23 protein-coding genes and 1 riboswitch are annotated in these 26287 nt (G+C 32.1%); of the genes, 1 reads left to right on the top strand and 22 read right to left on the bottom strand.

Annotated features, from left to right (window positions below):
- Positions 1-85: 85 nt before the first annotated feature.
- The 14 genes from B2P65_RS00575 to B2P65_RS00510 all read right to left on the bottom strand — a co-directional run bounded on the left by B2P65_RS00575 (position 86) and on the right by B2P65_RS00510 (position 14517).
- On the bottom strand, positions 86-823 hold the full coding sequence (locus tag B2P65_RS00575; RefSeq protein ID WP_346877694.1) for a prepilin peptidase: 738 nt from the start codon (positions 821-823) through the stop codon (positions 86-88).
- Positions 824-920: 97 nt separating this feature from the next.
- Positions 921-1005: riboswitch (cyclic di-GMP riboswitch) on the bottom strand.
- Positions 1006-1301: 296 nt separating this feature from the next.
- Positions 1302-2930 (bottom strand): chaperonin GroEL, encoded by a 1629-nt coding sequence (gene groL / locus B2P65_RS00570; protein WP_346847189.1) that lies wholly within the window; start codon positions 2928-2930, stop codon positions 1302-1304.
- A gap of 81 nt (positions 2931-3011) precedes the next feature.
- The gene (gene groES / locus B2P65_RS00565) at positions 3012-3296 is read right to left on the bottom strand and encodes a co-chaperone GroES (RefSeq protein WP_035130475.1); all 285 of its coding nucleotides are present in this window, start codon (positions 3294-3296) and stop codon (positions 3012-3014) included.
- A 194-nt stretch (positions 3297-3490) separates the two neighbouring features.
- Entirely contained in the window at positions 3491-4207 is a 717-nt protein-coding gene (locus tag B2P65_RS00560) for a TVP38/TMEM64 family protein (RefSeq protein WP_346847188.1), read from the bottom strand.
- A 57-nt stretch (positions 4208-4264) separates the two neighbouring features.
- Positions 4265-5146 carry a DNA-3-methyladenine glycosylase gene (locus B2P65_RS00555; protein ID WP_346847187.1) on the bottom strand — a complete coding sequence of 294 codons (882 nt, stop codon included), beginning with the start codon at positions 5144-5146 and terminating at the stop codon, positions 4265-4267.
- A gap of 94 nt (positions 5147-5240) precedes the next feature.
- Positions 5241-5651: a C-GCAxxG-C-C family (seleno)protein gene (locus B2P65_RS00550; RefSeq protein ID WP_346847186.1), complete on the bottom strand. Its 411-nt coding sequence runs from the start codon at positions 5649-5651 to the stop codon at positions 5241-5243.
- A gap of 233 nt (positions 5652-5884) precedes the next feature.
- Positions 5885-7267 carry an NADPH-dependent glutamate synthase gene (gene gltA, locus B2P65_RS00545; RefSeq protein ID WP_346847185.1) on the bottom strand — a complete coding sequence of 461 codons (1383 nt, stop codon included), beginning with the start codon at positions 7265-7267 and terminating at the stop codon, positions 5885-5887.
- A complete protein-coding gene (locus B2P65_RS00540) occupies positions 7267-8130 on the bottom strand; it encodes a sulfide/dihydroorotate dehydrogenase-like FAD/NAD-binding protein (RefSeq protein WP_035130488.1) in 864 nt (287 codons plus the stop codon). The genes gltA and B2P65_RS00540 overlap by 1 nt, the downstream gene beginning before the upstream one ends.
- Before the next feature lie 599 nt (positions 8131-8729).
- Positions 8730-9578, bottom strand: a complete 849-nt coding sequence (locus tag B2P65_RS00535) for a 3-hydroxybutyryl-CoA dehydrogenase (RefSeq protein WP_150845321.1) — start codon at positions 9576-9578, stop codon at positions 8730-8732.
- Positions 9579-9835: 257 nt separating this feature from the next.
- Positions 9836-10843, bottom strand: a complete 1008-nt coding sequence (locus B2P65_RS00530) for an FAD-binding protein (protein ID WP_150845320.1) — start codon at positions 10841-10843, stop codon at positions 9836-9838.
- A gap of 24 nt (positions 10844-10867) precedes the next feature.
- Positions 10868-11653 (bottom strand): electron transfer flavoprotein subunit beta/FixA family protein, encoded by a 786-nt coding sequence (locus B2P65_RS00525; protein WP_035130493.1) that lies wholly within the window; start codon positions 11651-11653, stop codon positions 10868-10870.
- A 13-nt stretch (positions 11654-11666) separates the two neighbouring features.
- Positions 11667-12806, bottom strand: coding sequence for an acyl-CoA dehydrogenase (locus B2P65_RS00520; protein ID WP_346847183.1), 1140 nt, complete (start codon positions 12804-12806; stop codon positions 11667-11669).
- 36 nt (positions 12807-12842) lie between these two features.
- Positions 12843-13622: a short-chain-enoyl-CoA hydratase gene (locus B2P65_RS00515; RefSeq protein WP_346879414.1), complete on the bottom strand. Its 780-nt coding sequence runs from the start codon at positions 13620-13622 to the stop codon at positions 12843-12845.
- A 244-nt stretch (positions 13623-13866) separates the two neighbouring features.
- Positions 13867-14517, bottom strand: a complete 651-nt coding sequence (locus tag B2P65_RS00510) for a redox-sensing transcriptional repressor Rex (protein ID WP_035130502.1) — start codon at positions 14515-14517, stop codon at positions 13867-13869.
- A gap of 448 nt (positions 14518-14965) precedes the next feature.
- Here B2P65_RS00510 and abc-f point away from each other — a divergent pair, with 448 nt between their 5' ends.
- Entirely contained in the window at positions 14966-16879 is a 1914-nt protein-coding gene (abc-f, locus tag B2P65_RS00505; protein ID WP_346879413.1) for a ribosomal protection-like ABC-F family protein, read from the top strand.
- Between the two features lie 115 nt (positions 16880-16994).
- Here abc-f and pdxT read toward each other — a convergent pair whose 3' ends face one another.
- The 8 genes from pdxT to B2P65_RS00465 all read right to left on the bottom strand — a co-directional run bounded on the left by pdxT (position 16995) and on the right by B2P65_RS00465 (position 26187).
- Entirely contained in the window at positions 16995-17615 is a 621-nt protein-coding gene (pdxT, locus tag B2P65_RS00500) for a pyridoxal 5'-phosphate synthase glutaminase subunit PdxT (RefSeq protein ID WP_346879412.1), read from the bottom strand.
- Positions 17584-18462 carry a pyridoxal 5'-phosphate synthase lyase subunit PdxS gene (gene pdxS, locus B2P65_RS00495; RefSeq protein WP_035130505.1) on the bottom strand — a complete coding sequence of 293 codons (879 nt, stop codon included), beginning with the start codon at positions 18460-18462 and terminating at the stop codon, positions 17584-17586. Before pdxS ends, pdxT begins: the two co-directional genes overlap by 32 nt.
- 503 nt (positions 18463-18965) lie before the next feature.
- On the bottom strand, positions 18966-19754 hold the full coding sequence (locus B2P65_RS00490; protein ID WP_346847179.1) for an OAM dimerization domain-containing protein: 789 nt from the start codon (positions 19752-19754) through the stop codon (positions 18966-18968).
- Positions 19754-21310 carry a lysine 5,6-aminomutase subunit alpha gene (locus B2P65_RS00485; RefSeq protein WP_346847178.1) on the bottom strand — a complete coding sequence of 519 codons (1557 nt, stop codon included), beginning with the start codon at positions 21308-21310 and terminating at the stop codon, positions 19754-19756. The genes B2P65_RS00490 and B2P65_RS00485 overlap by 1 nt, the downstream gene beginning before the upstream one ends.
- Positions 21300-22778, bottom strand: coding sequence for a MutS-related protein (locus B2P65_RS00480; protein WP_035130514.1), 1479 nt, complete (start codon positions 22776-22778; stop codon positions 21300-21302). The genes B2P65_RS00485 and B2P65_RS00480 overlap by 11 nt, the downstream gene beginning before the upstream one ends.
- 1 nt (position 22779) lies before the next feature.
- Positions 22780-23805, bottom strand: coding sequence for a hypothetical protein (locus B2P65_RS00475; RefSeq protein WP_035130517.1), 1026 nt, complete (start codon positions 23803-23805; stop codon positions 22780-22782).
- Positions 23806-23827: 22 nt separating this feature from the next.
- Complete coding sequence (gene ablA, locus B2P65_RS00470) at positions 23828-25078, bottom strand: lysine 2,3-aminomutase (RefSeq protein ID WP_035130520.1); 1251 nt, start codon at positions 25076-25078, stop codon at positions 23828-23830.
- A gap of 71 nt (positions 25079-25149) precedes the next feature.
- Complete coding sequence (locus B2P65_RS00465; RefSeq protein WP_035130522.1) at positions 25150-26187, bottom strand: L-erythro-3,5-diaminohexanoate dehydrogenase; 1038 nt, start codon at positions 26185-26187, stop codon at positions 25150-25152.
- Positions 26188-26287 lie beyond the last annotated feature (100 nt).

The raw sequence follows: 26287 nt of genomic DNA, 5'->3' as shown, positions 1-26287 counted from the left end.
TTCTCTCCACCTCACCTTTACAATTAATTTATTTGTCCTTATCTAAAAGTTTTATACTTCTTTTTATTTCTTAAAACTCCTTATATTAAATGAAGTTTAAAATGTATTGTTCTCCAATGATTAAAACTATATATGCTCCCATAGCCAAGCTAGGTCCTAAAGGAATATACTCATCCTTTGATTTCTTTTTTGATGCAATTAACATAACTGCAATTGTTCCTCCTATAATGAAGGATATGAGTAAAAAGTATATCTCTAATTTCCATCCTAGAAATAATCCACATAATACTGCTATTTCAATATCTCCAACACCCATGCCACCAGTTAAAACATATATTAAACCAATAACCCCTAGGCCTATTAATCCCCCAATAATATAGTTAGTTATACTATGGGAATATGCTACAGTTTCTATAAGGATAAAGGTTATACCCACTGCCATCCCACTATAAACTACACTAGAATACACATCTGTAGTATCATAATCAATAAGGGCTATGACTATTAAAAATAGAGTTAAAAGGGAGTACTTAAAAAAGCTTACCCCTATGCCATATCTTAGATATATTCCTACTAATAAAATCCCTGTAAGTCCTTCTACTAATGGGTACCTCATAGAAATCTTAGACTCACAATATCTACATTTACCCTTAAGCCATAGATAACTTACTATTGGTATTAAATCCTTCCATTTTAATCTAGTATCACAATTTCCACAATGGGAAGGTGGACTAATTAATGACTGATTGTTAGGTATTCTATAAATACATACATTTAAAAAACTTCCTATTACTACTCCATATAAAAATACTATAAAACCCATAATTTATTATCCTTTTACATTTATTTCTATTTAAAAATCATTATACTATATTTTTACATATGTGTATATAAAATACACGCAAAAAAACCGACTAAATTTATAATTTAGCCGGTTGTACCATTAACTCAACAACTTTCAAGGTACCCAAATAAAAAAGTTGCATCATTGTATCTAAACTTACTTTCTTTTTATACAAATTTATTTTACATTTATATAAATTTGTTTTATTGTTGTATAAATTTATAAATGTTAAACATATTATACTATATTATGTATTATATTTCTATATACTTTACTTGTTATGTGTTATTTTATTACATCTCTCCTTAAAATCCACTGTTTTAAAGGTTTTTATAGACTTTGTAGATAATTAAATTGATAAAATTTGGAGAGAATTTATGTGAACATTAATTATGGATGTAAAAAAAGACTTCCATGAAAACTTCATGAAAGTCTTAATTCTATTTAATATTTAATTTTAGTACATTCCGTCCATTCCCATTCCTGGTGCACCTGGCATTGGAACTGGGTTCTTTTCTGGAATATCAACAACAGCAGCTTCTGTTGTTAAGAATGTTGATGCTACAGATGCAGCATTTTGAAGTGCGCTTCTTGTAACCTTAGTTGGGTCAACTATTCCAGCTTTAATCATATCTACATATTCAGCATTTAATGCATCATAGCCTATTTCTGTAGCTGAATTTCTAACTCTTTCAACTACTACTGAAGCTTCTGCACCAGCATTTGTAGCTATTTGTCTTAATGGCTCTTCAAGAGCTCTTCTTACAATGTTAATACCTACTTGGATTTCTGAAACCTCTGAAGTTAGTTTAGCAACTGCTTCTATTGCATTAATATAAACAGTTCCACCACCTGCAACGATACCTTCTTCAACTGCAGCTTTTGTAGCAGCAAGAGCATCTTCAATTCTTAATTTCTTTTCTTTTAATTCTGTTTCAGTAGCAGCACCAACTTTGATTACTGCAACTCCACCAGCAAGTTTTGCAAGTCTTTCATTTAATTTTTCTTTATCAAATTCAGAAGTTGTATCTTCCATTTGTTTCTTAATTTGATTTACTCTAGATGCTATATTTTCTTTTGCACCTTTTCCATTTACGATAACAGTGTTTTCTTTAGTAACTTTAACACTATCAGCTCTTCCTAACATTTCAATAGTTGCATCTTTAATGTCGTGTCCTAATTCTTCTGAAATTACTGTACCACCTGTAAGTATTGCTATATCTTCAAGCATTTCTTTTCTTCTATCACCAAAGCCTGGAGCTTTAACAGCAACACATGTAAATGTTCCTCTTAATTTATTAACTACTAAAGTAGCTATTGCTTCACCTTCAACATCTTCAGCAATTATTAAAAGTTTTTTACCTTGTTGTACTATTTGCTCAAGAATTGGAAGTAATTCTTGGATGTTAGATATTTTCTTATCAGTTATTAAAATGTATGGATTATCAAGTACAGATTCCATCTTATCTGTGTCAGTTACCATATATGCACTTAAATATCCTCTATCAAATTGCATACCTTCAACAACATCAAGTTCAGTTCCCATTGTTTTAGACTCTTCTACAGCTATAACACCTTCGTTACCTACTTTATCCATTGCTGTAGCTATTAGAGCTCCAACTTCCTCGTCTGCTGCTGATATAGCTGCAACTCTTGCTATGTCTTCTTTTCCATCTACTTGTCTAGAGTATTTTTTTATTTCTTCAACTGCTGTATCTACAGCCATTCTTATACCATTTCTAAGTAACATTGGGTTTGAACCAGCTGTTACATTCTTAAGTCCTTCTCTTATGATAGCTTGAGCAAGTACTGTAGCAGTTGTAGTTCCATCTCCAGCTACATCGTTTGTTTTGTTTGCAACTTCTTTTACAAGTTGTGCTCCCATATTCTCATATGCATCTTCAAGTTCTATTTCTCTAGCTATTGTAACACCATCATTTGTTATAAGTGGTGAACCAAATTTTTTATCTAATATAACATTTCTTCCCTTTGGTCCTAAAGTTACCTTAACTGTATCTGCAAGTACGTCTACACCTCTTTGCATAGCTCTTCTTGATTCTTCTCCGAATAAAATACTTTTAGCCATATTCATTTACCTCCTATGATATGTGAATTTCTTAGCTTATCATTAAAATTATTTTTCTTTACACTTATTAAGATATATTACTTATTCTAATATTGCTAATATATCTTCTTGCTTTAATATAATATATTCTTGTCCTTGTAATTTAACTTCTGTGCCTGCAAATTTAGAAAATAATATCTTATCTCCTATTTTCACTTCCATCTTAATTTCTCTTCCATGAGAATAAGTTCCTGGACCTACTGCAACGACTTCTGCCTCTTGTGGTTTTTCTTTTGCAGTACCTGCTAGAACTATTCCTCCTTTAGTTATTTCCTCAGATTCTAATCTTTTGATTACAACTCTGTCGCCTAATGGTCTGATATTCATAAAAAACCCTCCTATTGTTAATTATTTATATAATTTTTTTATTTATCTTTATTTATTAGCACTCACGACTATTGAGTGCTAACTACAATATAATAATATATAATTATTATTTTATAAGCAAATCTTTTATTTTAATAGAACCTGGTAAAATAAGCGAATATATTAAAATATCTCACTCATGGTAATATTTTCTCTTATTTTCTCTTATTTTTACCTTTATGCTTTAACGCTCTATGGAAAAAGTCTATAATGCTATGTCCTTTAAGTATTCCGACTAAAAATAAGACTCCTGATATTACTCCTATAATTATCATAGACACATAGTCCCCTCTATGTATACCGTGGCCAAACATGGCAGATGTGATTATCCATGGTAATCTACCAGCAGAAGAATATAATATAAAATCCCTTAGAGTTACATTGGATATACCAGCTACATAAACTAATATATCTTTAGGTATTCCAGGTATAAAGTATATTACAAAGATAACTATATTATTACTTCCAGCATCTAATATCCTCTTTATCTTAGTTAAATTATTTTTTTCAATAAGCTTATTTATATACTTTTTCCCAAATAATTTAGCTATAAAATAAGCAACTATACTTCCAAGAATTATACCTACTGCAGAGGCAATTCCTCCTACTAAAGGTCCGAATATATATCCCCCTGCTACTTGAACTACTTCTCCTGGTATAAAGAATATTATTACTTGTATCATTTGTAGCACTATAAAGGCAATTATACTATAACTACCAAAGGATAGTATTAATTTTTTTAATTCTTCAGGATCTCTGAATACAGTGAATTTCTTGGAAAATTCCCAATATGCTATTAATAATACTACTATAACTATAGTCCATATTACTCCATTTATTACATACTTTTTTATCTTATTTTTATTCTCCATACCTTTCCCACCTTGTATACCCTTAGTTTATGTTCTATATATCAACATATTTCTAACTTAATCTATTTTTATATTGTTTTCTCTTGCATAATAAAATAAGTATTGTTGTGCAAATCCAGATAAACTACCAAACTTCTCTCTTGCAAACTGCCTTATTTTAGGCAATGATACATCTGGTGCCACATAAAAGAATTGCATTGCTCTTTTTACCCATACATCCACTGGAAATGCTGAGTATTTCCCCATAGAAAATAGCATTATGCAATCAGCTACCTTAGGCCCTACTCCATTAAAATTTTTAAGACCCTCATGACATCCATCATCATCACTTTGTTTTATTGCATTTAAATCGTAGGTACCACTACTCAAATCTTCTAGTGCCTTATATATATACTTAGCCCTAAATCCAACCCCTAAAGCTTCTATATCTTCTACTGTAGCTCTTCTAAACTCCTCTAAGGTTGGAAAAGCATAATATGTATTTCCCTTGTATTTTATAGATTTGCCAAATGCTTTACTTATATTCTCTATAGCTCTTTTTATCATAGGGATTCTATTATTTGCAGATATAATAAAAGATATTAGCATTTCAAAGGGGTCTTGCTGTAGTATTCTTATTCCTACACCAAATTCTACTGCTTTTTTTAAAAGTTCATCCTTCTCAAATTCTTCTTTTATAGCTGAATAGTCCCTTTCTAGATCAAAGTAATTTAGCCATATGTCATTAAAATCCTTTAAATCCGTGTTATATATAATTACATCATTATCCCTTTTCTCAATTTCAATAACTCTTCCAAAGGCTACACCTATATAATTATTATTATCTTGTCTGTTCCATCTAAAACATTGTCCACAATCGAAAATATGGGGAAGTTCAAAATTCTTTACATCCTTTAATATAACTTTTCCACTTTCTTCAATAACTTCTTTAAAGTCCATCCATATCAACCTCCTTTAAATAACACTTATGGGATGCTAGTTTAAAAATAGTGCTAAGGATATTCTCAGCACTAAGTTTTAAAATTATTCTCAATTACTGTTTATTTCTCTCTCTTGTTACTATGTTGTCTAATATAACTGCACCTTTTTCTACTATATTAAGACATCTTATTTCATCATTTCTATATAATTCCTTTAATTTATCACAATTTAGTGAATTACATTCTTTATTAAAGTTTTCAATGAATTCTTGAGTAAGGGTTTTTACATAATCACTTTCATGGGCTCTTTCCTTTGTAAATAAAATACCTAAAGCAGAAATTGCTCCTGTGATAACTCCACAAGTGGATTCTACACCCATTCCCCCACCGAAAGCAGCCATGGTTTTAAAAGTTTCTTTACTTAAGTTTAAACCATATTCTTCATTAGCAGCATATAGCATAGTCTCTGCACAGTTTAAATCATATTCTTCTCCATAATATTTTTTTACTACATCTAATAACATATTTATACACCCTACTTTCCTATTAATTAGTCCTAATCTTCACAGAAGCTAAGAACTCTATTTATTATATTTTTAGTCATAAATCTATGACTCCAAAAATTTCTTTAAATATATTAGAAATCTACTAGTTTTCAGTTTCATTATACTATATTTATCATATAAAAAAGCCATATTTTAAAGAATTTCACATAACTTTAAAATATGGCTTGATTTTATTAATTCTGCTTTTAAAATTACTTACTTAATTGCTCATCAATAGCTTTAGCAGCTTTTTTACCAGCTTCCATAGCAAGTATAACTGTAGCTGCACCTGTTACAGCATCTCCACCAGCATATACTTTTTCTTTTGAAGTAAGTCCTGTTTCTTCCTCTGCAACTATGCATTTATATTTATTAGTTTCTAAGCCTTTAGTTGTAGCTGGAATTAATGGGTTTGGTGAAGTTCCTAGTGACATGATAACAGTGTCACAGTCTAATGTAAACTCAGAACCTTCTATTACTTGTGGTCTTCTTCTTCCAGATGCATCTGGCTCTCCAAGTTCCATTCTTACACATTTCATTCCTTTAACCCAACCATTTTCATCCCCAAGGATTTCTGTAGGATTAACTAATAAATCAAGGATAACTCCTTCTTCTTTAGCGTGATGTACTTCTTCTACTCTAGCTGGAAGTTCAGCTTCACTTCTTCTATAAACTATATGTGTTTCTGAACCTAGTCTTAAAGCTGTTCTAGCAGCGTCCATAGCAACGTTACCGCCACCAACTACTGCAACGCATTTACCAGATTTAATTGGAGTAGCATACTCATCTTTAAATGCTTTCATTAAGTTATTTCTAGTTAAGAATTCATTTGCTGAGAATACTCCATTTAAGTTTTCTCCTGGAATTCCCATAAACTTAGGAAGTCCTGCTCCTGATCCTATAAATACAGCTTCAAATTTCTCATCATTCATTAATTCATCTATTGTAACTGTTCTACCAACAACTACATTTGTTTCTATTTTAACTCCTAATTTTCTTAGGTTGTTTACTTCATGTTTAACAACGGTATCCTTTGGTAATCTAAACTCAGGAATTCCATAAAGTAAAACTCCACCTGGCTCATGTAAAGCTTCAAAGACAGTTACGTCGTAACCCATTTTAGCAAGCTCCCCAGCGCAAGTTATTCCTGATGGTCCTGAACCAATTACAGCAACTTTTTTATTTTTCTTTTCAATCTCTTTAGTCAAATCCACATTGTTATTTCTTGACCAATCTGCTACAAATCTTTCTAATTTACCTATAGCTACTGCCTCACCTTTTATTCCAAGAACACATTTGCTTTCACATTGTAATTCTTGAGGACAAACTCTTCCACATACTGCTGGAAGTGCTGTATATTTATCTAAAGCCTTTGCAGCTTGTGCAAATTCTTTTTCTTTTACATGATGAATAAACTCTGGTATATCTATTGCAACTGGACATTTAGATACACATGGTTTGTTTTTACAATTTAGACATCTAGAAGCTTCTTGAACTGCTTCTTCTTCAGTGTAACCAAGACAAACTTCTTGAAAGTTAGTTGCTCTTACCTTTGGATCTTGTTCTTGTATTGGAGTTCTTTTCATTCTATCCATTAGTTATTTCCTCCTACTTTGCATCCTTTTTGTATAGAATCCTTTTGTATTTCTTCTGTCTTATACATAGTTGTTCTTTTTAATGCTTCATCGAAGTTTACTTTATGTCCATCAAATTCTGGTCCATCAACACAAGCAAATTTAGTTTCTCCATCAACAGTTATTCTACAAGCACCACACATACCTGTTCCATCAACCATGATTGGGTTCATACTAACTATTGTTTTTATACCTAATTCTTCTGTTAATTTACATACAAATTTCATCATTATCATTGGTCCTATAGCAATTACTGTATCGTATTTATTGCCTTCTTCAACCAAAGATTTTAATCTATTAGTAACCATTCCTTTAAATCCATAGCTACCATCATCAGTTGCTACATAAACATTGTCTGCAACATTTTTCATATCTTCTTCTAAAATAACCATTTCTTTATTTTTAAATCCCATGATTACGTCAGCTTTAATTCCATTTTCATGTAACCATTTTACTTGAGGATATACTGGTGCAGCTCCAACTCCACCTGATATAAACATTATTTTTTCATTTTTTAGCTTATCTTTGTCTTCTTCTAAAAGCTCAGAAGGCATCCCTAAAGGTCCAACAAAGTCAAAGAAAGAATCCCCTTCTTCATATTGTTCCATAGCTTTTGTAGTACATCCAATTGTTTGTACAACTATTGATACTGTTCCATTTTCTACATCTGTATCACATACTGTTAAAGGTACTCTCTCACCCTTTTCATCCATTCTTATTATAATGAATTGACCTGGACGAGCTGATTTAGCTACTCTTGGAGCTAAAATCTTCATCATAAATATTGAAGGTGCCAAAATTTTCTTTTCAACAATTTTATACATAGTACTTTCCTCCGTATTTTAAACATATTTTGTTTTTATATGAATTTAATATTTCACCATTTTAATTCATACCCTTTGCCAAATATAATATTATACTATTTTCATTGAAATTTATATATGAACATTAGATATTTATTTAACATAGTGGTTACAAACGCAAAAATAAACAGCGCAATAATGATAGGATTCTTTACCACATTACACTTGTCCAATAAACTAACTTAAATCTCCATATATCCTTAAATAATACGACTTAAATCCTTTACATGAATATACATTGTGTCGGTTACAATTATATTTTATAATTTTATTTAATTATAGTCAACCATATAGTAAATTAAATATTATAAATTTTCAAGCAAATAAATCCATTTTTTATAAACATCCTCTTGAATTCCAGTTATTCTTCCAAACTTCTGGTGATTCCATTTAAACTATACTCCTTTTATTTTTAAAAATCTACAATAAATTATAAAATGCATTGTTATAATTTTATCTATCTTTTATTTTTTTAATTATATTTAATTTATTTTCACATAAAGAAAAGAGTAAAGATAAATTATTCTTTACTCTTTTGTTATAATATTCTTATGATATTATTATTTACTATAATCGAAGAATCCTTTTCCAGTTTTTCTTCCTAATTGTCCAGCTCTAACGAATTTTCTAAGTAGGCTGTGTGCTCTGTATTTTGAATCTCCAGTTTCTTTATATAATACATCCATGATTGCTAAGCAAACATCTAGTCCAATTAAGTCACCTAAAGCAAGAGGTCCCATTGGATGATTTGCTCCAAGCATCATAGCTTTATCTATATCTGCAGCACTTGCAATACCTTCTGCATAGATGCAAACAGCTTCATTTATCATAGGTACTAAAATTCTGTTTACTACAAATCCTGGAGCTTCTTCTACTTGAACTGGCTCCTTAGATATGTTAATAACTAATTCATGCATTGCATCATATGTTTCTTGTGATGTTCCCATTCCTTTTATGATTTCTACAAGTTTCATAACTGGAGCTGGGTTAAAGAAGTGTAGTCCTATAACTTTATCAACTCTCTTTGTAGCAGTAGCAATTTCAGTTATAGAAAGTGAAGATGTATTTGTAGCCAGGATTGCTTCTGGTTTACAGATTTCATCTAATTCTTTAAATATTTGTTTTTTGATTTCCATGTTTTCTACTGCAGCTTCTATTATTAAATCTACATCATCTAATAAGCTTAATTCTGTAGTTCCACTAACTCTTGATAAAATTTCTTCTGCTTGTTCTTCTGTTATTTTACCTTTTGTAGCAAGTTTTTTAATATTTTTTTCTATCATTCCAAGACCTTTTTGTACGAATTCATCCTTTATATCTCTAACTATTACCTCATATCCTTTAGCGGCAAAAGCTTGAGCTATTCCTGATCCCATTGTACCTGCGCCTAAAACACATATCTTTTTCATATTAAACACTCCTAACATAATTTTGTATTATGGATTATAGACTATTACAAATCTATATTACCACATTTTTATATATTTATATTTATATTTATCAAAAATAACTCAATAAATATAAATATATGTATACAATTTTCAACGAAATTAGACTTTTATTCAATATTTAACAAATGAGGGGTATATACATCTCCGTATATCCCCTCATCTTATGTTAATTAGTGTACTATAAAATTCAATTAATCTAAAGTCTTATAAATTTACTATTTGTTCATCTCTTTATATTGAGCTATCATTTCTGGAATAACTTTAGCAAAGTCTCCTACTAAAGCTACGTCAGCAGCTTTCATGATTGGAGCATCTGAATCTTTGTTAATAGCTATGATGTAGTTAGAATCTTGCATTCCAGCTAAGTGTTGGATTGCTCCAGAGATTCCGCAAGCTATATATATAGTAGGTCTTACAGTTTTTCCTGTTTGTCCTACTTGAACTGCTTTTTCTACCCAGCCATTATCAACAGCTGCTCTTGATCCAGCTAAAGTTCCTCCCATTACGTCTGCAAGTTCTTGAAGTAAAGCGAAGTTTTCTTTACAGCCAACTCCTCTTCCTCCTGAAACTACGATATCAGCTTCAGTAATGTCTACCATTTCTTTTACTGATTTAACAACTTCTATAGTTTCTGTTCTTATATCAGAAGCTGATAATTGAACGTCAAATTTTTCAACTTGGAAAGTTCTGTTTTCATCTTTAGCTAACTTTTCGAAAACTCCAGGTCTTACTGTAGACATTTGTGGTCTATGATCTCCACAAACGATTGTAGCCATTAGGTTTCCACCGAAAGCTGGTCTTGTCATTAATAAGTTGTTAGTTTCTGCATCTACATCTAGAGATGTACAGTCAGCTGTAAGACCTGTTGAAAGTCTTCCTGCAACTCTTGGTCCTAAATCTCTTCCAATGAAGCTAGCTCCAATGAATAGGATTTCTGGTTTTTTAGCATTTACAACTTCGTTTATAACTTTTGTATATCCATCAGTTGAATAGTGAGTTAGTAACTCATTGTCGCATACTAATACTTTATCTGCTCCAAAAGCTCCTAATTCTTTAGTCATTTCTTCTATATTTTTATGTCCAAGTAATAATGCTGTAAGTTCTACTCCTAACTTGTCAGCTATTTCTCTTCCTTTTCCTAATAATTCTAAAGCAACCTTTTGTAATTCTCCGTCTCTTTGCTCTGCAAAGACCCATACACCTTTATAATCTGCTATATTCATGGTAATTTCCTCCTTAACTATATCTTAGATGAAGTGTTTTTCTTTTAGTTTTGAAAGCGCAATTGAAGCTGCTTCTTTTGGTGATACTTCAAATATTTCACCTTGTCCTTTAGCTTCTTTAGTCATTGATTTTTTAACCTTTGTAGGTGATCCTTTAAGACCAAGTAGGTTAACATCAACGTTAATGTCTGCTACAGTCCATACTTTAACTTCTTTTTCTTTAGCCATTGCGAATATGTTTTTAATGTTCATATATCTTGGCACGTTTAAAGTTTCGATTGCAGTTAATAGAACTGGAGTGTTAACTCTGATATTTTCATATCCATCTTCCCAAGCTCTTCTTACGTTTAATACGCCTTCTTTTTCTTGGCTAACTGCTTCAACATAAGTTATTTGAGGCATTCCTAAGTGTTCAGCAATTTCTGGTCCAACTTGTGCAGTATCTCCATCAATCGCTTGTCTTCCAGCGAATATTATATCATAATCTAAGTTTTTAATAGCTGCAGCTAAAGCGTGAGATGTAGCTAATGTATCAGCTCCAGCGAAAGCTCTATCTGTAACTAGTATAGCTTCGTCTGCTCCCATTGCTAATGCTTCTTCTAAAGCTACTTTTGCTTGTGGAGGTCCCATTGTTATAACAGTTACGTGTCCACCATAAGTATCTTTTAATTGTAAAGCTCCTTCTAAAGCGTTTTTGTCATCTGGGTTTATTATTGAAGGAACACCATCTCTTATAAGAGTTCCTGTTTTTGGATCTATTTTAACTTCATTTGTATCTGGTACTTGTTTTACACAAACAACTATTTTCATCTTTCACTACCTCCTATTTCAATATGCTTCCTGCGATAACCATTCTTTGAACTTGAGAAGTTCCTTCGTAGATTTCAGTTATCTTAGCATCTCTCATCATTCTTTCAACTGGATATTCTTTAGTGTATCCATATCCACCAAATAATTGAACAGCCTTAGTTGTAACATCCATAGCTACTTCTGAAGCATATAATTTAGCTCTAGCAGCTTCTACTGAGTATGGCATACCCATATCTTTTTTGTATGCAGCTTTGTATACTAAAAGTCTAGCAGCTTCTATTTGAACATCCATATCAGCAACCATCCATTGAAGTCCTTGGAATGCTGCTATTGATTTTCCGAATTGTTTTCTTTCTTTCATGTAAGCAACAGCTTCATCTAAAGCTCCTTGAGCTAGTCCTAAAGCTTGAGCTGCTATACCAATTCTTCCTCCATCAAGAGTTTGCATTGCAACAGCAAATCCTTTTCCTTCTTTTCCAAGTAAGTTTTCTTTTGGAACTATGCAGTTTTCAAATACTAATTCAGTAGTAGATGATGCTCTTATTCCTAACTTCTCTTCAACTTTTCCTATTGAGAATCCAGGGAAATCCTTTTCAACTATGAAAGCAGATATTCCTCTAGTTCCTTTTGATTTATCAGTCATTGCAAATACTACGAAGATATCAGCAACTCCACCGTTAGTTATGAATATTTTTGAACCGTTTAATACGTAGTGATCTCCTTCAAGTACAGCTGTTGTTTGTTGTCCAGCAGCATCAGTACCTGCGTTTGGCTCAGTAAGACCAAATGCACCTAGTTTTTCACCCTTTGCAAGTGGTGTTAAATATTTTTCTTTTTGCTCTTGAGTACCAAATTGGTATATTGGTGCTCCACATAAAGAAGTGTGTGCAGAAACTATAACTCCTGTAGTTCCGCAAACTTTAGAAAGTTCTTCTACAGTCATAGCATAAGATACGTTGTTTCCACCTGCTCCACCGAATTCAGTTGGGAATGGAATTCCTAACATGTTGTATCTAGCCATTTGCTCTACGTTTTCCATTGGGAATCTTTCTGTAACATCTATTTCAGCTGCTATAGGTTTTACTTCATTAATAGCAAACTCCCTTACCATTTGCTTTACAAGTTCTTGTTCCTTAGTTAATGAAAAATTCATTATAATACCTCCTACTTATACGATTATCTATTTCGATTATCTATTCTTAAAATTCTTGTCTCTCTTTTCAACAAAAGCTGTCATACCTTCTTTTTGGTCTTCAGTAGCAAAACACATTCCAAATGCTTCAGCTTCATATAATACTGCACTATCAATATCCATTTGCAAGCCTCTATTGATAGCAGCTTTACATTGGCTTATAGCTATAGGAGCATTCTTAGCTATTTTATTAGCCATAGCTTTTGCTTCATCTAAAAGTGTCTCTGGTTCTACTACCTTGTTTACTAATCCAATTCTTAAAGCTTCTTCAGCATTGATCATGTCACAAGTGTAAATTAATTCTTTTGCAATTCCTTCACCTACAAGTCTTGATAACCTTTGAGTTCCGCCAAACCCAGGAGTTATTCCAAGCCCTGCTTCTGGTTGTGCAAACTTAGCTTTAACTGATGCAATTCTAATATCGCAAGCCATTGCAAGTTCACATCCACCACCTAATGCAAAACCATTAACTGCAGCTATAACAGGTTTTTCAAGTTTTTCAAGTTTTCTAAAAACCCCATTCCCAAGAATACCAAATTCTTTACCTTCTATAGCATTCATTTCTTTCATTTCTGAAATATCAGCTCCAGCAACGAAAGCTTTACCTTCTCCTGTAAGAATAACTGCATAAATTTCTTTATCCCCAGAAATTTCTTGGATAACACAATCAATTTCTTTTAAAGTTTCTGTGTTTAAAGCATTTAATGCTTTAGGTCTGTTTAGTTTAACTAAAGCCACATTTCCTTCTTTTTCCAAGACTATGTTCTTATAATCCATGTTCAAAATCCCCCATGCAATTTTTCAGGTGTTAGCCGCCATAAATCGTTATTAATTTAACAAAAATAGTGATTAAGGTTCTAATACCTTAATCACTATTATAGACTGTTTATAATTCTTTTTCAACCTAATTTATATTTTATTTATGTTTTTTAATGAATCTTTTTACTTAATTCATATAATTAAATTCAAAAAATTCCTGACAATACAAATTTTAAGAAATTCGTATTGTCTTTTTTTAGTATTATAGGAATTCTTCTTCTTTTTCACGCTCATTTAATAAGTAACTTAAAGTCATTAAACTTTCATTAAGATGTACATTCTCTACAATAACATCTTCGCTAACCTTTAGATCTATAGGTGCAAAATTCCATATTCCCTTTACGCCATTCTTTGTTACCACATCTGCTACCCCTTGAGCTCTATTTTTAGGAACACAAATTATAGCTATGTTAATCTTTTCTCTCTGTAAGAAACCATCTAACTCATCCATATCTCTAATTTCAATATCTCTTATTTTAAGTCCAATAAGTTTTACATTTACATCAAAAATACCTTTAAGATTAAATGCCATCTTATCAAAGGTTGTATAATTGGCAATTGCTTGACCTATATTTCCAGCTCCAATTATTACAGTGTTATACTCTTTATTAAGGCCTAATATAACAGAGATTTGATATAATAATTCTTTAACATTATATCCATACCCTTGTTGACCAAAATCTCCAAAACAATTTAAATCCTGTCTTATTTGTGAAGCTGTAAACCCAATTCTTTCACTTAGTTCTTTAGAGGATATTCTATCAACTTCATTTTTATCTAATTCGCGCAAATATCTGTAGTATTTAGGTAGCCTTTTTATTACAGCCATAGAAATGCTTCTTTTCTTCTCCACCTCTTATCAACTCCTTATTTATATTCTTTATATATTTCTTATTTATTCTTTCTGCCTTTTATTTTCATGCTTTTTCATACTATAATTCTCTATTAAATATTATTTAAAATAACTATTCTGATCTCATATTCAACGTAGGTTTTATTCATATAGATATTATACTATATTACCATTGATTTGTTATATATTTTTTAATAAATAAACTATAATGCTATATTGTACATTTAAAATACTTTATTGTATATATAAATTATAAATTTTTTTAACTTTTTATCATAAATAATATATAAGATCTCATAAACTTAATTTTTATGCCAATTTTACTTTTCTTTGTATTATATATAACAATGTTTCCTATTACTCACAATACCCATTCCTCCACTGTACTATACAAATTATTTTAAATTTCTAACTTTCATGTTAAAATGCTAGTAGGACGGTGAAATAAATGATAGTTTTAAGTTGTAAAAATATAAGTAAATACTTCGGAATAGATATGATTTTAAAAGATATTACCTTCAACATAAATGAAGGTGAAAAAATAGGATTAATAGGTGCTAATGGTGCAGGTAAATCAACCCTATTTAAAATTTTAACCAACCAAATGGAATATGATAGTGGTGAGCTATATATAGATAAATCAAAGGAACTTGGATATCTTTCTCAAAACCTTTCTCTAGATTCAGATAATACCATATATACTGAACTTCTTTCCGTGTTTAAGTCACTGATAGATATGGAGGAAAGATTACACAATTTAGAAGAGAAGATGAAGGAACCTTATGATGCTGCTAAAGAAGATTATCACAATAAGATTATACGTGATTATACTACTTTAACAGAGGTTTATGAAAATCGTGGTGGATACACTTATAAAGGCGAAATTAGTCGTGTACTTAAAGGCCTAGGCTTTACAGAAGTTGATTTTGATAAATCCATATCTATATTAAGCGGTGGTCAAAAGACTAGAGTTGCTTTATGTAAGCTCCTTCTTAGAAAACCTGAAATTTTGCTTCTAGACGAACCTACAAACCATCTTGACCTTGATGCAATAGAATGGTTAGAGAACTACCTTAAAGAGATTAAAGGCACAATTATAGTAATTTCCCACGATAGATTCTTCTTAGATGCTATCACCAATAAAACTATAGAACTTATAGGTGGAACTGCACAGTGCTATAACGGAAATTATACAACCTTTATCGACCTTAAAGAGAAAAATAAAGAAGTGATGCAGAAGGCTTACGACCTTCAACAAGCAGAGATTAAAAGACAAGAAGAAATCATAACTAAGTATAAGTCCTTTAATCGTGAGAAAAGTATAAAAGCTGCTGAAAGTCGCCAAAAGGCCTTAGATAAGATAGAAAGAATAGAAGCACCTATCAAAGATGCAAAGGCTTCAAAAATAAAGTTTGAAACACAAATTAAAAGTGGTAATGATGTTCTTTATGTAGAAAATTTAAGTAAAAGTTTTGGTGAAAAACTTCTATTTGAAGGTTTAAATATGGATATTAAACGAGAAGAAAAAATTGCTCTTATAGGCGAAAATGGCCGTGGCAAAACTACTTTATTTAGAATAATCATGGATAAAATACCTTCAGATAATGGGATTAAAGTGTTAGGTAAAAACGTATTTGTTGGATATTACGATCAAGAGCAATCTAATTTAAACTTTAATAAAACTATTTTAGATGAGGTGTGGGATGATTTCCCTCATATGACTACTACGGAGATACGATCGGCTCTTGCAGCCTTCTTATTTACAGGGGATGACGTATTTAAGTCCATATCTACTCTTAGTGGTGGAGAGAAATGTAGAATTAATTTACTAAAACTAATGCTTTCTAAAGCTAATTTTCTTCTTCTAGATGAACCTACAAACCACTTAGATATTATCTCTCGTGAGGCCTTAGAAGATGCAATCTTAAACTATGATGGCACAATAATTCTCATATCCCACGATAGATACTTCTTAAATAAAATTATAAATAAAATCTTTGAGCTTAATGAGGATGGAGTGAAAGAATACTTAGGCAACTATTCCTATTACGTAGAGAAAAAGAAAAACCCTTTAAGGTTTGAGGATATAGAGGAAGGTTCAGGCATTACTAAGACTCAGTTAAAGCTAGATAAAAAGAAAAAACGTGAAGCTGAAAAAGCTGAAAAAGAAAAAGCTAATATTCTTAAAAACATTGAAAATAAAATAGCAGCTACTGAGGAATCTCTTGAGGAGCTCCAAGGGCAGCTATGCCTTGAAGAAGTCTATTCCAACCCTGAAAAAAGCATAGAAATAAATAAAGAGATACAAAAAACCGAAGAAGAACTTCAAAACCTATATGATCAATGGGAAGAACTAGCTTAGGAGCTTCTTCAAAATAAATTAAACTAAATAAATGCTGAGGATGCACTTATATTATCAAAGTACATCCTCAGCATTTTATATAAGATTAATGATTTATTTTGCCAAAGCTCATTATTTATTTTGATATATCTTTGCACATGTTGTAAAAATACTTATGCATAGATAAATCCTCTGTTAACTCTGGATGAAATGATGTTGCTAGCATGTTGTTTTCTCTACATGCTATGATTTTTTCATCTAGTTTACATAGCACCTTTACCCCTTCATGCGCTTTTTCAACGTAAGGAGCTCTTATAAATACTAGAAGTATTTTTTCTTCACTGACACCTCCCACTATTTCATCCGTTATAAAGCTGTCTAATTGAGAGCCATAAGCATTTCTTCTTACCTCTATACCCATAACACCTAAATGGTTGTAATCACTTCCTAGGATGGATTTAGCGAGAATTATCATACCTGCACAGGTTCCCCATACTGGCATCCCACTTTCAATTTTGCTTTTTAGTGGAGATAGCATCTGAAAATCCCTTAATAGTTTTCCTATGGTAGTACTTTCTCCTCCTGGAATTATAATGCCATCTATATCCTCTAGGTCCTTCACATTCTTCACTCTTAAGGCTGTGGCTCCACTTATATTATTAATCTTATCTACATGTTCTATTACAGCTCCTTGTAAATCCAGTACGCCTATAGTTATCATTGTACTACCATCCTCTTGATGCATATAATTTGCCATCTGGTATATCCTTAGTATTTATACTGTCCATAGGTTCTCCTAAATCCTCAGAAACTTGTGATAAGATTTCAGGATTATTATAGTTTGCTACAGCATGAACTATAGCTTTAGCTCTTTTTTCCGGGTCTGCTGATTTAAATATACCAGAACCAACGAAAACTCCATCACTTCCAAGTTGCATCATTAAAGCTGCATCAGCTGGGGTAGCTACTCCACCGGCAGCAAAGTTAACTACTGGTAGTCTTCCATGGTTGTGAACATAAACTATTAAGTCATATGGTGCACCCATTTCTTTAGCTATAGTCATAAGCTCTTCCTTTGGTGTGTTTTGTACTTTTCTTATTTCACTCATCATAGTTCTCATATGTCTTACAGCTTCTACAACATCTCCAGTACCAGCTTCTCCTTTAGTTCTTATCATGGAAGCTCCCTCACCTATTCTTCTTAGTGCTTCTCCTAGGTTTCTAGCTCCACATACGAAAGGAACATTAAATCCTTTTTTATCTATGTGAAATAAATCATCCGCTGGAGTTAATACTTCACTTTCATCTATATAATCAATCTTAATAGCTTCTAATATTTGTGCTTCTACAAAATGACCTATTCTCACCTTTGCCATTACTGGAATAGATACAGCCTCTTGAATTTCTTTTATCATCTTAGGATCTGACATTCTAGCAACTCCACCTTGTTTTCTAATGTCAGAAGGCACACGTTCCAAAGCCATTACAGCAACTGCTCCTGCTTTCTCTGCAATTATAGCTTCCTCAGCATTAACTACATCCATTATTACTCCACCCTTTAGCATTTCTGCTAGGTTCTTGTTTAACTCTGATCTTGTATTCATTTATATTCCCCCTACAGTATAGCACAAAATTGTATGCATATTTTGTATCTATTTATTTAATCTTTACAATACAATTATTCCATAAACGTCATACTAAATCAATACAATTTCTTAATTTTAGTTATTTTATATTATTTGTACGGGTACAATATAACTATTTAGCTATATATCTATCTATGTATAATAACATTTAAATAGATTCATAGTTAAATAGTTATTGTATTTATAAGGAAACTCCTTCTCATATTTATTTTTAATAGGAACTCCTTTTCACATACGTTCTAAGGAGTAAGTTCGAACTACTAAATCAAAGATTTAGATTCTCACTTATTTTTACTTAGCCAAATCGTAGATTTGGAGTAAAAAATAAAGTAGAATGAATTTCTTCATTCTACTTATATACCCTATAATTTTATTTCACGTAACCCTTTTAGTTTTTATCCCTATAAACTAAATATATATATAAACATTAAACTAGACTTTTAAACATTAAACTTTTTAAATTAAACTAACTTTCTTTCAACTATTTCAGTTACTGCAAAGCTAGCAACGTCATCTGCATATTTTCCTGGTCCGAATCCTGCATCGTATCCTAATTCTTTAGCAAGTTCGTGAGTTATTCTTGGACCACCACAGATTAATACAACTTTATCTCTTAAACCTTCTGCCTCTAATAACTCTACAAGGTTAGTAAGGTTTTGGATGTGTACATCCTTTTGTGTAACTGTTTGAGATACTAGAAGAACGTCAGCTTTTAGCTCGATAGCTTTCTTAACGAACTCTTCGTTTTCTACTTGGCTTCCTAGGTTGTAAGCTTCGATACCTTTGTATCTTTCAAGACCATAGTGACCAGCGAAACCTTTCATGTTCATTATAGCATCGATTCCAACTGTGTGAGCGTCTGTTCCTGTTGAAGCTCCTATGATAACTACATCTCTTCCGATGTGCTCTTCAATGTATTCTCCAACTTCTGACATAGACATAGTATCTACTTCTACAGTTTGAACATGAATTTCTTCATAGTTAACAGTATGAGTTAATGAACCATATACTACATAGAATGTAAACTCTTTATCTAATGATCCGTGATGAGCAACGTTTGGATCTTTAAGTCCCATTGATTTTGCAAGTTGAATAGCAGCTTCTATTCCTCTTTCATCATCTTTAACTGGTAAAGTAAGACTCACTTGAACCTTTCCATCGTTCATAGTATCTCCGTAAGGTTTAAGTTTAGTTAGATCTAAATTAGTATCGTAATCTCTAACTTCTGTTGAATATAATCCACCACTCATTATCTGTTTCCTCCTAACATTAAATCTATAAATGGGTTGAAGTAATTAGCTTCCTTCTCAACAACTCCATCTAATCCTTTTCCTCCGTTTAGAGGTCTCTTAATACCTGCAAATTTACCTTGCTCTAAAGTACTGAATAAACCTTCTTTTTCTATTACAGATAATAGATCAGCAGCTTTTCCTAGAACTTCATCAACTCTTGTTTCCATTATTCCACCTTTTTTGAAAGTGATTTCAGAACCAAGGTCTTTCATTGTATGGAATATATATTGTGCATTATCAATAGATAGTGCTCTATCACTCATAAATGGAGTGTGTATAGCTTCTGTTAACATTCCTAATAAGTGTAATTTTTGGCTAGTCATTATTGTAACCATGTTAAATAATGCATCTTGTACTTGACCCTTGAATATATCTCCAGTCATGAACTTAGTTGGAGGCATGTATTTTAGTGGTGCTTTAGGGAATATTTCTCTAGCCATTTGTGCTTGAGCAAGCTCATATAGGAATCCATTTTCAACATTTGGATTTATTTCAAATGCGTGTCCTAGACCCATTTGCTCTTCTGGAAGTCCTGCAACTAAAGCAAATTGCTCATTGATGAATTGAGAAGCAAGCACTGTGTGAGCTTCTTCAACAGCATCAGCAGTTGTTAAGTAGTTATCTTCACCAGTGTTGATTATAACTCCTGCAAAACCATTGATTACTCTTGAGAAATATTGGTCAACTATAGTTCTTTGCATGTTGATATCTCTGAAAAGAATTCCGTATAATGCATCGTTAAGCATTACGTCAAGTCTTTCCATAGCTCCCATAGCAGCTATTTCTGGCATACATAATCCTGAACAGTAGTTACATAATCTGATGTATCTTCCTAATTCTTCTCCAACTTCATCTAAAGCTGATCTCATAAGTCTAAAGTTTTCTTGAGTTGCAAAAGTTCCTCCGAATCCTTCAGTTGTTACTCCGTATGGAACGTAGTCAAGTAAGCTTTGTCCTGTTGTTCTAATAACAGCTATAACGTCTGCACCTTGTTTTGCAGCAGCTTTAGCTTGAATTATATCTTCATAGATATTTCCTGTAGCAACGATAACATAAAGGTATGGACCTGTTTTATCGCCGAATTTTTCAAGGTAAGCTTCTCTCTCGCCTCTGTTAGCTTTGATTGTAGCTACCATGTTTTTAGCAACTTTTTCAACTGCCATTTTTATTTCAAACATATCTTTCATAGGTAGTTTAGTTAAATCTAATTCATTTTTAGCTACTTTTTCTGCTATTTCTTGTGGAGTTAATCCAGTGTTAACCATAGCATTACCTACTAATACAGCAACTCCAACAGATAATCCGTTTCCAGCTTTAATGTTTTCTACAACTACGTTTGGTAGTGGTACTCCAAATTCATCTACGCCATCTATACCTAATAATCTACATACAGTTCTTTCTACAGCTACTGTAGTATGTCTGTCTATGAACTTTTGAGTGTCTTGAGCTATATTCTTTGATGATTCTCTAGCTTTAGCAACTAGATTTAAATCTAAATTTAATTTACTTTCCATTGTACTCCTCCTCATAATATGTTTTCGCTATATTCACTATGTCTTTTTCTAATCCTAATAGCATCGCTATATTTAGCGCATCCTTAGGTACTTGATTTGTCTTAGATACTCTTTCAAGTTTATATTCCATATGCTCTTGGATAATTTCAACTGAATGAGTCTTATTAAGATCAATCTTATATTTTAGTTTCTCAAAGTCTATATTTTTTAGTCCTACAACTTGATAATGAACCATAGGTTCTTCTACCACACCATCATAATGGGTAGATATTATGCTAGCAGTGTTAAATTTTTGTAGATAATTTGCAAGAGATTTTACAAGGTAATATCCTTCTTTAGGGTTTGTTCCCCTAGCGAACTCATCAAGAGCTACAAATCCATCTCCACGTTTTACACACTCTACCACTTCTTTTAATTTAATTATCTCAGCTCCAAAAGTACTCAATCCCTTAGATATAGATTGCATATCGTCTGAAACAAAATGAATAAAATCTAATACTGGATAAGTTGCTTTTTTTGCAAATACAAAGAAGCCCAATTGTCCAAGAAATAGGTTTAAAACAATAGTCTTTAATGCTACACTCTTTCCTCCCATATTAGCTCCAGTTATCACCGTAGTTCCTCCATGAAGCTGTATATTAACAGGAGAGAATGCTTTTCCTTTTTTCTTAAGGATCGCTTCAATTTCAGGATTTATTCCATCCTCTATATCAATATTCATCTCTTTAACTATGTTAGGTTTAACACAATTGTATTTAATAGCAATGCTTGCCTTTGCCATTAATAAATCTAAAATACCTACCACTTTTAAATTTTCTGATATATATCTACTAAAGGAGGACAATTTAGAAGTAAGTTCTTTTCTAATATGTAACTCTTCTTCTTCCTCTTGAATAACAATATCTAATCGCTCTTGTTTTAACTTTTCAATAAGACCTTCATCATTGCAAGAAAAAATTGCTTTTTCCTTTTCACCTTTTAGTTTTCTTATCTGAGAAAGTTTTTCACTATATTCTTCATAAATATAGAATGTAGATAAACGTTTTTTACTTGGGTCTAATATATCTATTACTTCTTCTAGGGAATGAAGCTTAATTTTACCTACAGATAAATTAATATTATCTAAGACTAATTTAAGCTCTTCCAAAAGCATAGATACATATTTAACCTCATAAAGTTCAACTTCATCTAATATTTCTACCTTCTCTGCTCTTCTTAATGTATTTCTTATATCTTTAATCTTGTGTAGAAGTCTTACTATATCGTTAAACTCATCATGATATTCATTCATATGACCTATCATCAGCTCAACGTTAGTAAGCTCTTCTACCAATTTATCATACTCATTAATTCTAAAAGGCTTTATCAGCTTCTTTTCCTCAGTACCATAAGGAGTTATTATACCAAGCTCATCCATGATAAAGGAAAACCCTATTTGAGCCCTTTGTTCATTATCTAAAAACTTCATATTATTTCCCCCCTAATACATCAAATACTGGAACATTGACAGCTTCTCTAAGACCTTTTAAGAATTCATCCTTTGGAAATTCATATCCATAAGGTGATTTTGGATTTGAAGTTATGCAAACCACAGTTATCTTATTTAGGACCTTTATGACTCCACCTTGCCTATGGAATCTATAAAGGCTTTCACTACTAATAAATAGCTTAGTACCATCTTCCACAAGAAAAGTTATATCTTTATATAGGTTAGTAGAAGTCATGATATTTTTAATAAGTTTGTCAGAAACTGCACCTTTAATAACTACATGGGATACTTGTTCACTCAAAGCTTCTACAATTTCTTTTGAAGCTTCTAGGGCAGTTAAAACCTCTAGTACTTTATAGGTACCATCCTTATAAATGATGCCTACAATTCCTGAATCACATATTTTTGTTGCGACATTTAAAATAGACCTATCTTGCTCATGGGGTAAACTTAATAGATCCATAGTATGTTTTGTCTCACTTATGACGGTCTTCATACTTCTTGATAGAGCGGCTCCTGTAGATAACACTGTAGCTTCTGTTATGGCGGGTGAAGCAAAGGTCTTTCTACTTAAAGCTCCATCTACTATTACAAGATCACACTGAAGACTTAATAATTGATCTTTTATATTGGTCATATATGAATTCACGGAAGGTCCTCCTAAATCCACATAACCATCACTTAAGGCTTTACAAATAACAACTTCTCCCATAGGAGTATTTATTCCTGTAGTTCTTACAATCTCTCTTGTGAAATCACTATTTAAAAGACATTGTTTGGCTGTAGCAATCACAGTCCCCTTTTCAATATATATCTTAGGTTTCTCTGTAGCCGTAACCCTGTCTAACTCTTCACCATCTCTCCCTATAGAAGTTAGGCCAAGGGACACAGAGCCCCTAGCCTCCTTCAAGATATGGTTTAAAGTTGTAGTTTTTCCCACATTTTTATTCATACCTATAATAGATACACTTTTATATGGTTTCAATAACTTTAAAATTTCATTCATTAAGATCACTTCTAACTATATTCTAGTGAGCGTGTCTTTCGTTTCTTTCTAATCCTGTTGGTTCTAAAGCAAGTTTTTCACCGTTTAATAATCCAGCAACTCCAACTTTATGAACTGATTTCTTACCTGTACAAACATCACAAGTACATCCTGGAGTGTAGTTTGTTGGCTCAGAGTAAGTAGTTATAACTCCTTCAAAGTTTCTAAGTATTACTTTGTCATGGCTTTGAGAAATTACATAGTTTGGCATAACTGGAGTTTTTCCACCGCCGCCTGGAGCGTCAACAACGAATGTTGGTACGCAGTATCCAGAAGTATGTCCTCTTAATCCTTCAATGATTTCGATACCTTTAGAAACTGGAGTTCTGAAGTGCTCTAGTCCTAATGATAAGTCACATTGATAGATGTAGTAAGGTCTAACTCTGATTTTAACTAAATCGTTAACTAATTGTTTCATTGTGTGAACACAGTCATTTACTCCTCTTAGAAGTACTGATTGGTTTCCTAGTGGTATACCAGCATTAGCCATTCTCTCACATGCAGCTTTAGACTCTTCTGTGATTTCGTTTGGATGGTTAAAGTGAGTATTTAACCAGATTGGGTGGTATTTCTTTAACATATTTACAAGGCCATCAGTAATTCTTTGTGGCATAACTACTGGTGTTCTTGAACCAATTCTGATTATTTCTACGTGTGGTATTGCTCTTAATTTGCTGATGATGTACTCAAGTACTGAATCGTCAACTAGTAAAGCATCTCCACCTGATAATAGAACGTCTCTGATTACTGGTGTTTTGCTGATATAATCTATAGCTTTATCTATTCTTTCCATTGGCATGCAGTCATCGCTTTGTCCTGCAAATCTTCTTCTTGTGCAGTGTCTGCAGTACATAGAGCATTGGTCAGTTATAAGAAGTAATACTCTATCTGGATATCTATGAGTTAATCCAGGTACTGGAGAATCTGTATCTTCGTGTAGTGGGTCTTCTAAATCTGCAGCAGATTTATGAGCTTCTAATCCTGTTGGGATAGCTTGTAATCTTACTGGGTCATTAGCATTGTTTGGATCGATTAATGATAAGTAGTAAGGAGTTATAGCCATTCTTAAAGTTTCAAGACATTTTTTAGCTCCTTCTTCTTCTTCTGGAGTTAATGGAATATACTTCTTTAATTCATCTAAAGTTTCTATTCTGTTTTTTGTTTGCCATTTCCAGTCAAACCATTGTTCATCTGTAACGTTTGGAAATAATTCTTTTCTACGAGTTGTATTCATTAATTGTTACCCCCTATAATTTCACATTTATATATATTAATTTTATTAATTAATCAATTATAATCTACGGATTAAACGTATAATTCTTGGAATATAGCTCTTAGAGTTTCGTTTTCTCTTAACTCTTGTAATGTTATTTCAGCATGTCCTTTAGTATATCCGTTTCCTACTATCATAGTTACGTCTTTACCTACACCCTCAGCTCCTAAAGCAGCTTTAGTGAATGCTGTAGCCATTGAGAAGAAGTAAACTATACCGTCATCTTTAACTGGTAATATAGTTGACATTTCTGTGTTTTGAACGTTAACTATGTTGATAGATACATCAACTTCTTCGCCGTTGTTGTTAGCTAAAGCTAAGTTCATTACGTCGATAGCTTTAGTAGCATCTCCGATAACTATTTTCATGTTTAAGTTTAATCTTCTTAATCTTGCAGCTTCTTCTTCGTTTCTAACTAAACCAATAACGTTTCCTGTTGGTCCAACTCTTTTAACTGCTTCGTAGCAACATAACATTCCTGATTTTCCTGCTGCTCCTAATAAAAGAACTGATTGTCCTGGTCTAACTAATTTAGCAACTTGAGCTGGAGCTCCTGCTACGTCTAGTGCAGCTAGTGCTAAAGTTTCTTCCATATCTTCTGGAAGTTTAGCATATAATCCGCTTTCGAATAATATTGCTTGACCTTTAATTTCTACTCTATCGATGTCTGGTTTAATATCGATGATTTCTTCTATTTTAAGTGGAGTTAATGAAAGAGATACTAATGTAGAGATTTTGTCTCCAACTTTAAGATCAGTTTTTCCTTCTAATGCAGCTCCTATTTTAGCTATTTTTCCGATAAGCATTCCGCCTGAACCAGTTACAGGGTTTTGCATTTTTCCTCTTTCTCCAACGATTTCAAGGATTTTTGCTTTTATTTTTTCTACGTCATGTCCAGCTTCTTCTTCTATTTGTGTAAAGCTTGCTGAGTCAACGTTTAAAGCTTGAACGTCGATAAGTATTTCATTATCATATATTTCCATTGTATTGTCTATTTTTAAAGCTGGTTGTGGTAATACTCCTGCTGGTGTTATTACTCTGTGAGTTCCATATTTACATCCTTTTTTCATTAAAAACACTCCTTTTTACTTTAGTCTCAATAAATTTTTTCTACTTAATTATTGTTTATTATATTTTTAATCTTATACGTTAAAAATAGCTTCTTATATT

Source organism: Clostridium sp. UBA3061 (genome assembly GCF_002367465.1).
In the GTDB taxonomy this organism is placed as follows: Bacteria; Bacillota; Clostridia; order Clostridiales; family Clostridiaceae; genus Clostridium_J; species Clostridium_J sulfidigenes.
Note: the sequence above shows the minus strand (reverse complement) of the source record. Positions and strands in the feature narration are given on the sequence as shown.

What these genes read in the sequence shown, in the direction of transcription:
- B2P65_RS00520 (WP_346847183.1), bottom strand. Translation starts at nt 12,806, where the DNA reads ATGAATTTTTCATTAACTAAGGAACAAGAACTTGTAAAGCAAATGGTA.
- B2P65_RS00555 (WP_346847187.1), bottom strand. Translation starts at nt 5,146, where the DNA reads ATGGACTTTAAAGAAGTTATTGAAGAAAGTGGAAAAGTTATATTAAAG.
- ablA (WP_035130520.1), bottom strand. Translation starts at nt 25,078, where the DNA reads ATGAATACAACTCGTAGAAAAGAATTATTTCCAAACGTTACAGATGAA.
- gltA (WP_346847185.1), bottom strand. Translation starts at nt 7,267, where the DNA reads ATGGATAGAATGAAAAGAACTCCAATACAAGAACAAGATCCAAAGGTA.
- B2P65_RS00525 (WP_035130493.1), bottom strand. Translation starts at nt 11,653, where the DNA reads ATGAAAATAGTTGTTTGTGTAAAACAAGTACCAGATACAAATGAAGTT.
- pdxT (WP_346879412.1), bottom strand. Translation starts at nt 17,615, where the DNA reads ATGGCAAATTATATGCATCAAGAGGATGGTAGTACAATGATAACTATA.
- B2P65_RS00465 (WP_035130522.1), bottom strand. Translation starts at nt 26,187, where the DNA reads ATGAAAAAAGGATGTAAATATGGAACTCACAGAGTAATAACACCAGCA.
- pdxS (WP_035130505.1), bottom strand. Translation starts at nt 18,462, where the DNA reads ATGAATACAAGATCAGAGTTAAACAAGAACCTAGCAGAAATGCTAAAG.
- B2P65_RS00490 (WP_346847179.1), bottom strand. Translation starts at nt 19,754, where the DNA reads ATGAGTGGTGGATTATATTCAACAGAAGTTAGAGATTACGATACTAAT.
- B2P65_RS00560 (WP_346847188.1), bottom strand. Translation starts at nt 4,207, where the DNA reads ATGGAGAATAAAAATAAGATAAAAAAGTATGTAATAAATGGAGTAATA.
- B2P65_RS00480 (WP_035130514.1), bottom strand. Translation starts at nt 22,778, where the DNA reads ATGAAGTTTTTAGATAATGAACAAAGGGCTCAAATAGGGTTTTCCTTT.
- groL (WP_346847189.1), bottom strand. Translation starts at nt 2,930, where the DNA reads ATGGCTAAAAGTATTTTATTCGGAGAAGAATCAAGAAGAGCTATGCAA.
- groES (WP_035130475.1), bottom strand. Translation starts at nt 3,296, where the DNA reads ATGAATATCAGACCATTAGGCGACAGAGTTGTAATCAAAAGATTAGAA.
- B2P65_RS00515 (WP_346879414.1), bottom strand. Translation starts at nt 13,622, where the DNA reads ATGGATTATAAGAACATAGTCTTGGAAAAAGAAGGAAATGTGGCTTTA.
- B2P65_RS00540 (WP_035130488.1), bottom strand. Translation starts at nt 8,130, where the DNA reads ATGTATAAAATTGTTGAAAAGAAAATTTTGGCACCTTCAATATTTATG.
- B2P65_RS00475 (WP_035130517.1), bottom strand. Translation starts at nt 23,805, where the DNA reads ATGAATGAAATTTTAAAGTTATTGAAACCATATAAAAGTGTATCTATT.
- B2P65_RS00575 (WP_346877694.1), bottom strand. Translation starts at nt 823, where the DNA reads ATGGGTTTTATAGTATTTTTATATGGAGTAGTAATAGGAAGTTTTTTA.
- abc-f (WP_346879413.1), top strand. Translation starts at nt 14,966, where the DNA reads ATGATAGTTTTAAGTTGTAAAAATATAAGTAAATACTTCGGAATAGAT.
- B2P65_RS00550 (WP_346847186.1), bottom strand. Translation starts at nt 5,651, where the DNA reads ATGTTATTAGATGTAGTAAAAAAATATTATGGAGAAGAATATGATTTA.
- B2P65_RS00535 (WP_150845321.1), bottom strand. Translation starts at nt 9,578, where the DNA reads ATGAAAAAGATATGTGTTTTAGGCGCAGGTACAATGGGATCAGGAATA.
- B2P65_RS00530 (WP_150845320.1), bottom strand. Translation starts at nt 10,843, where the DNA reads ATGAATATAGCAGATTATAAAGGTGTATGGGTCTTTGCAGAGCAAAGA.
- B2P65_RS00485 (WP_346847178.1), bottom strand. Translation starts at nt 21,310, where the DNA reads ATGGAAAGTAAATTAAATTTAGATTTAAATCTAGTTGCTAAAGCTAGA.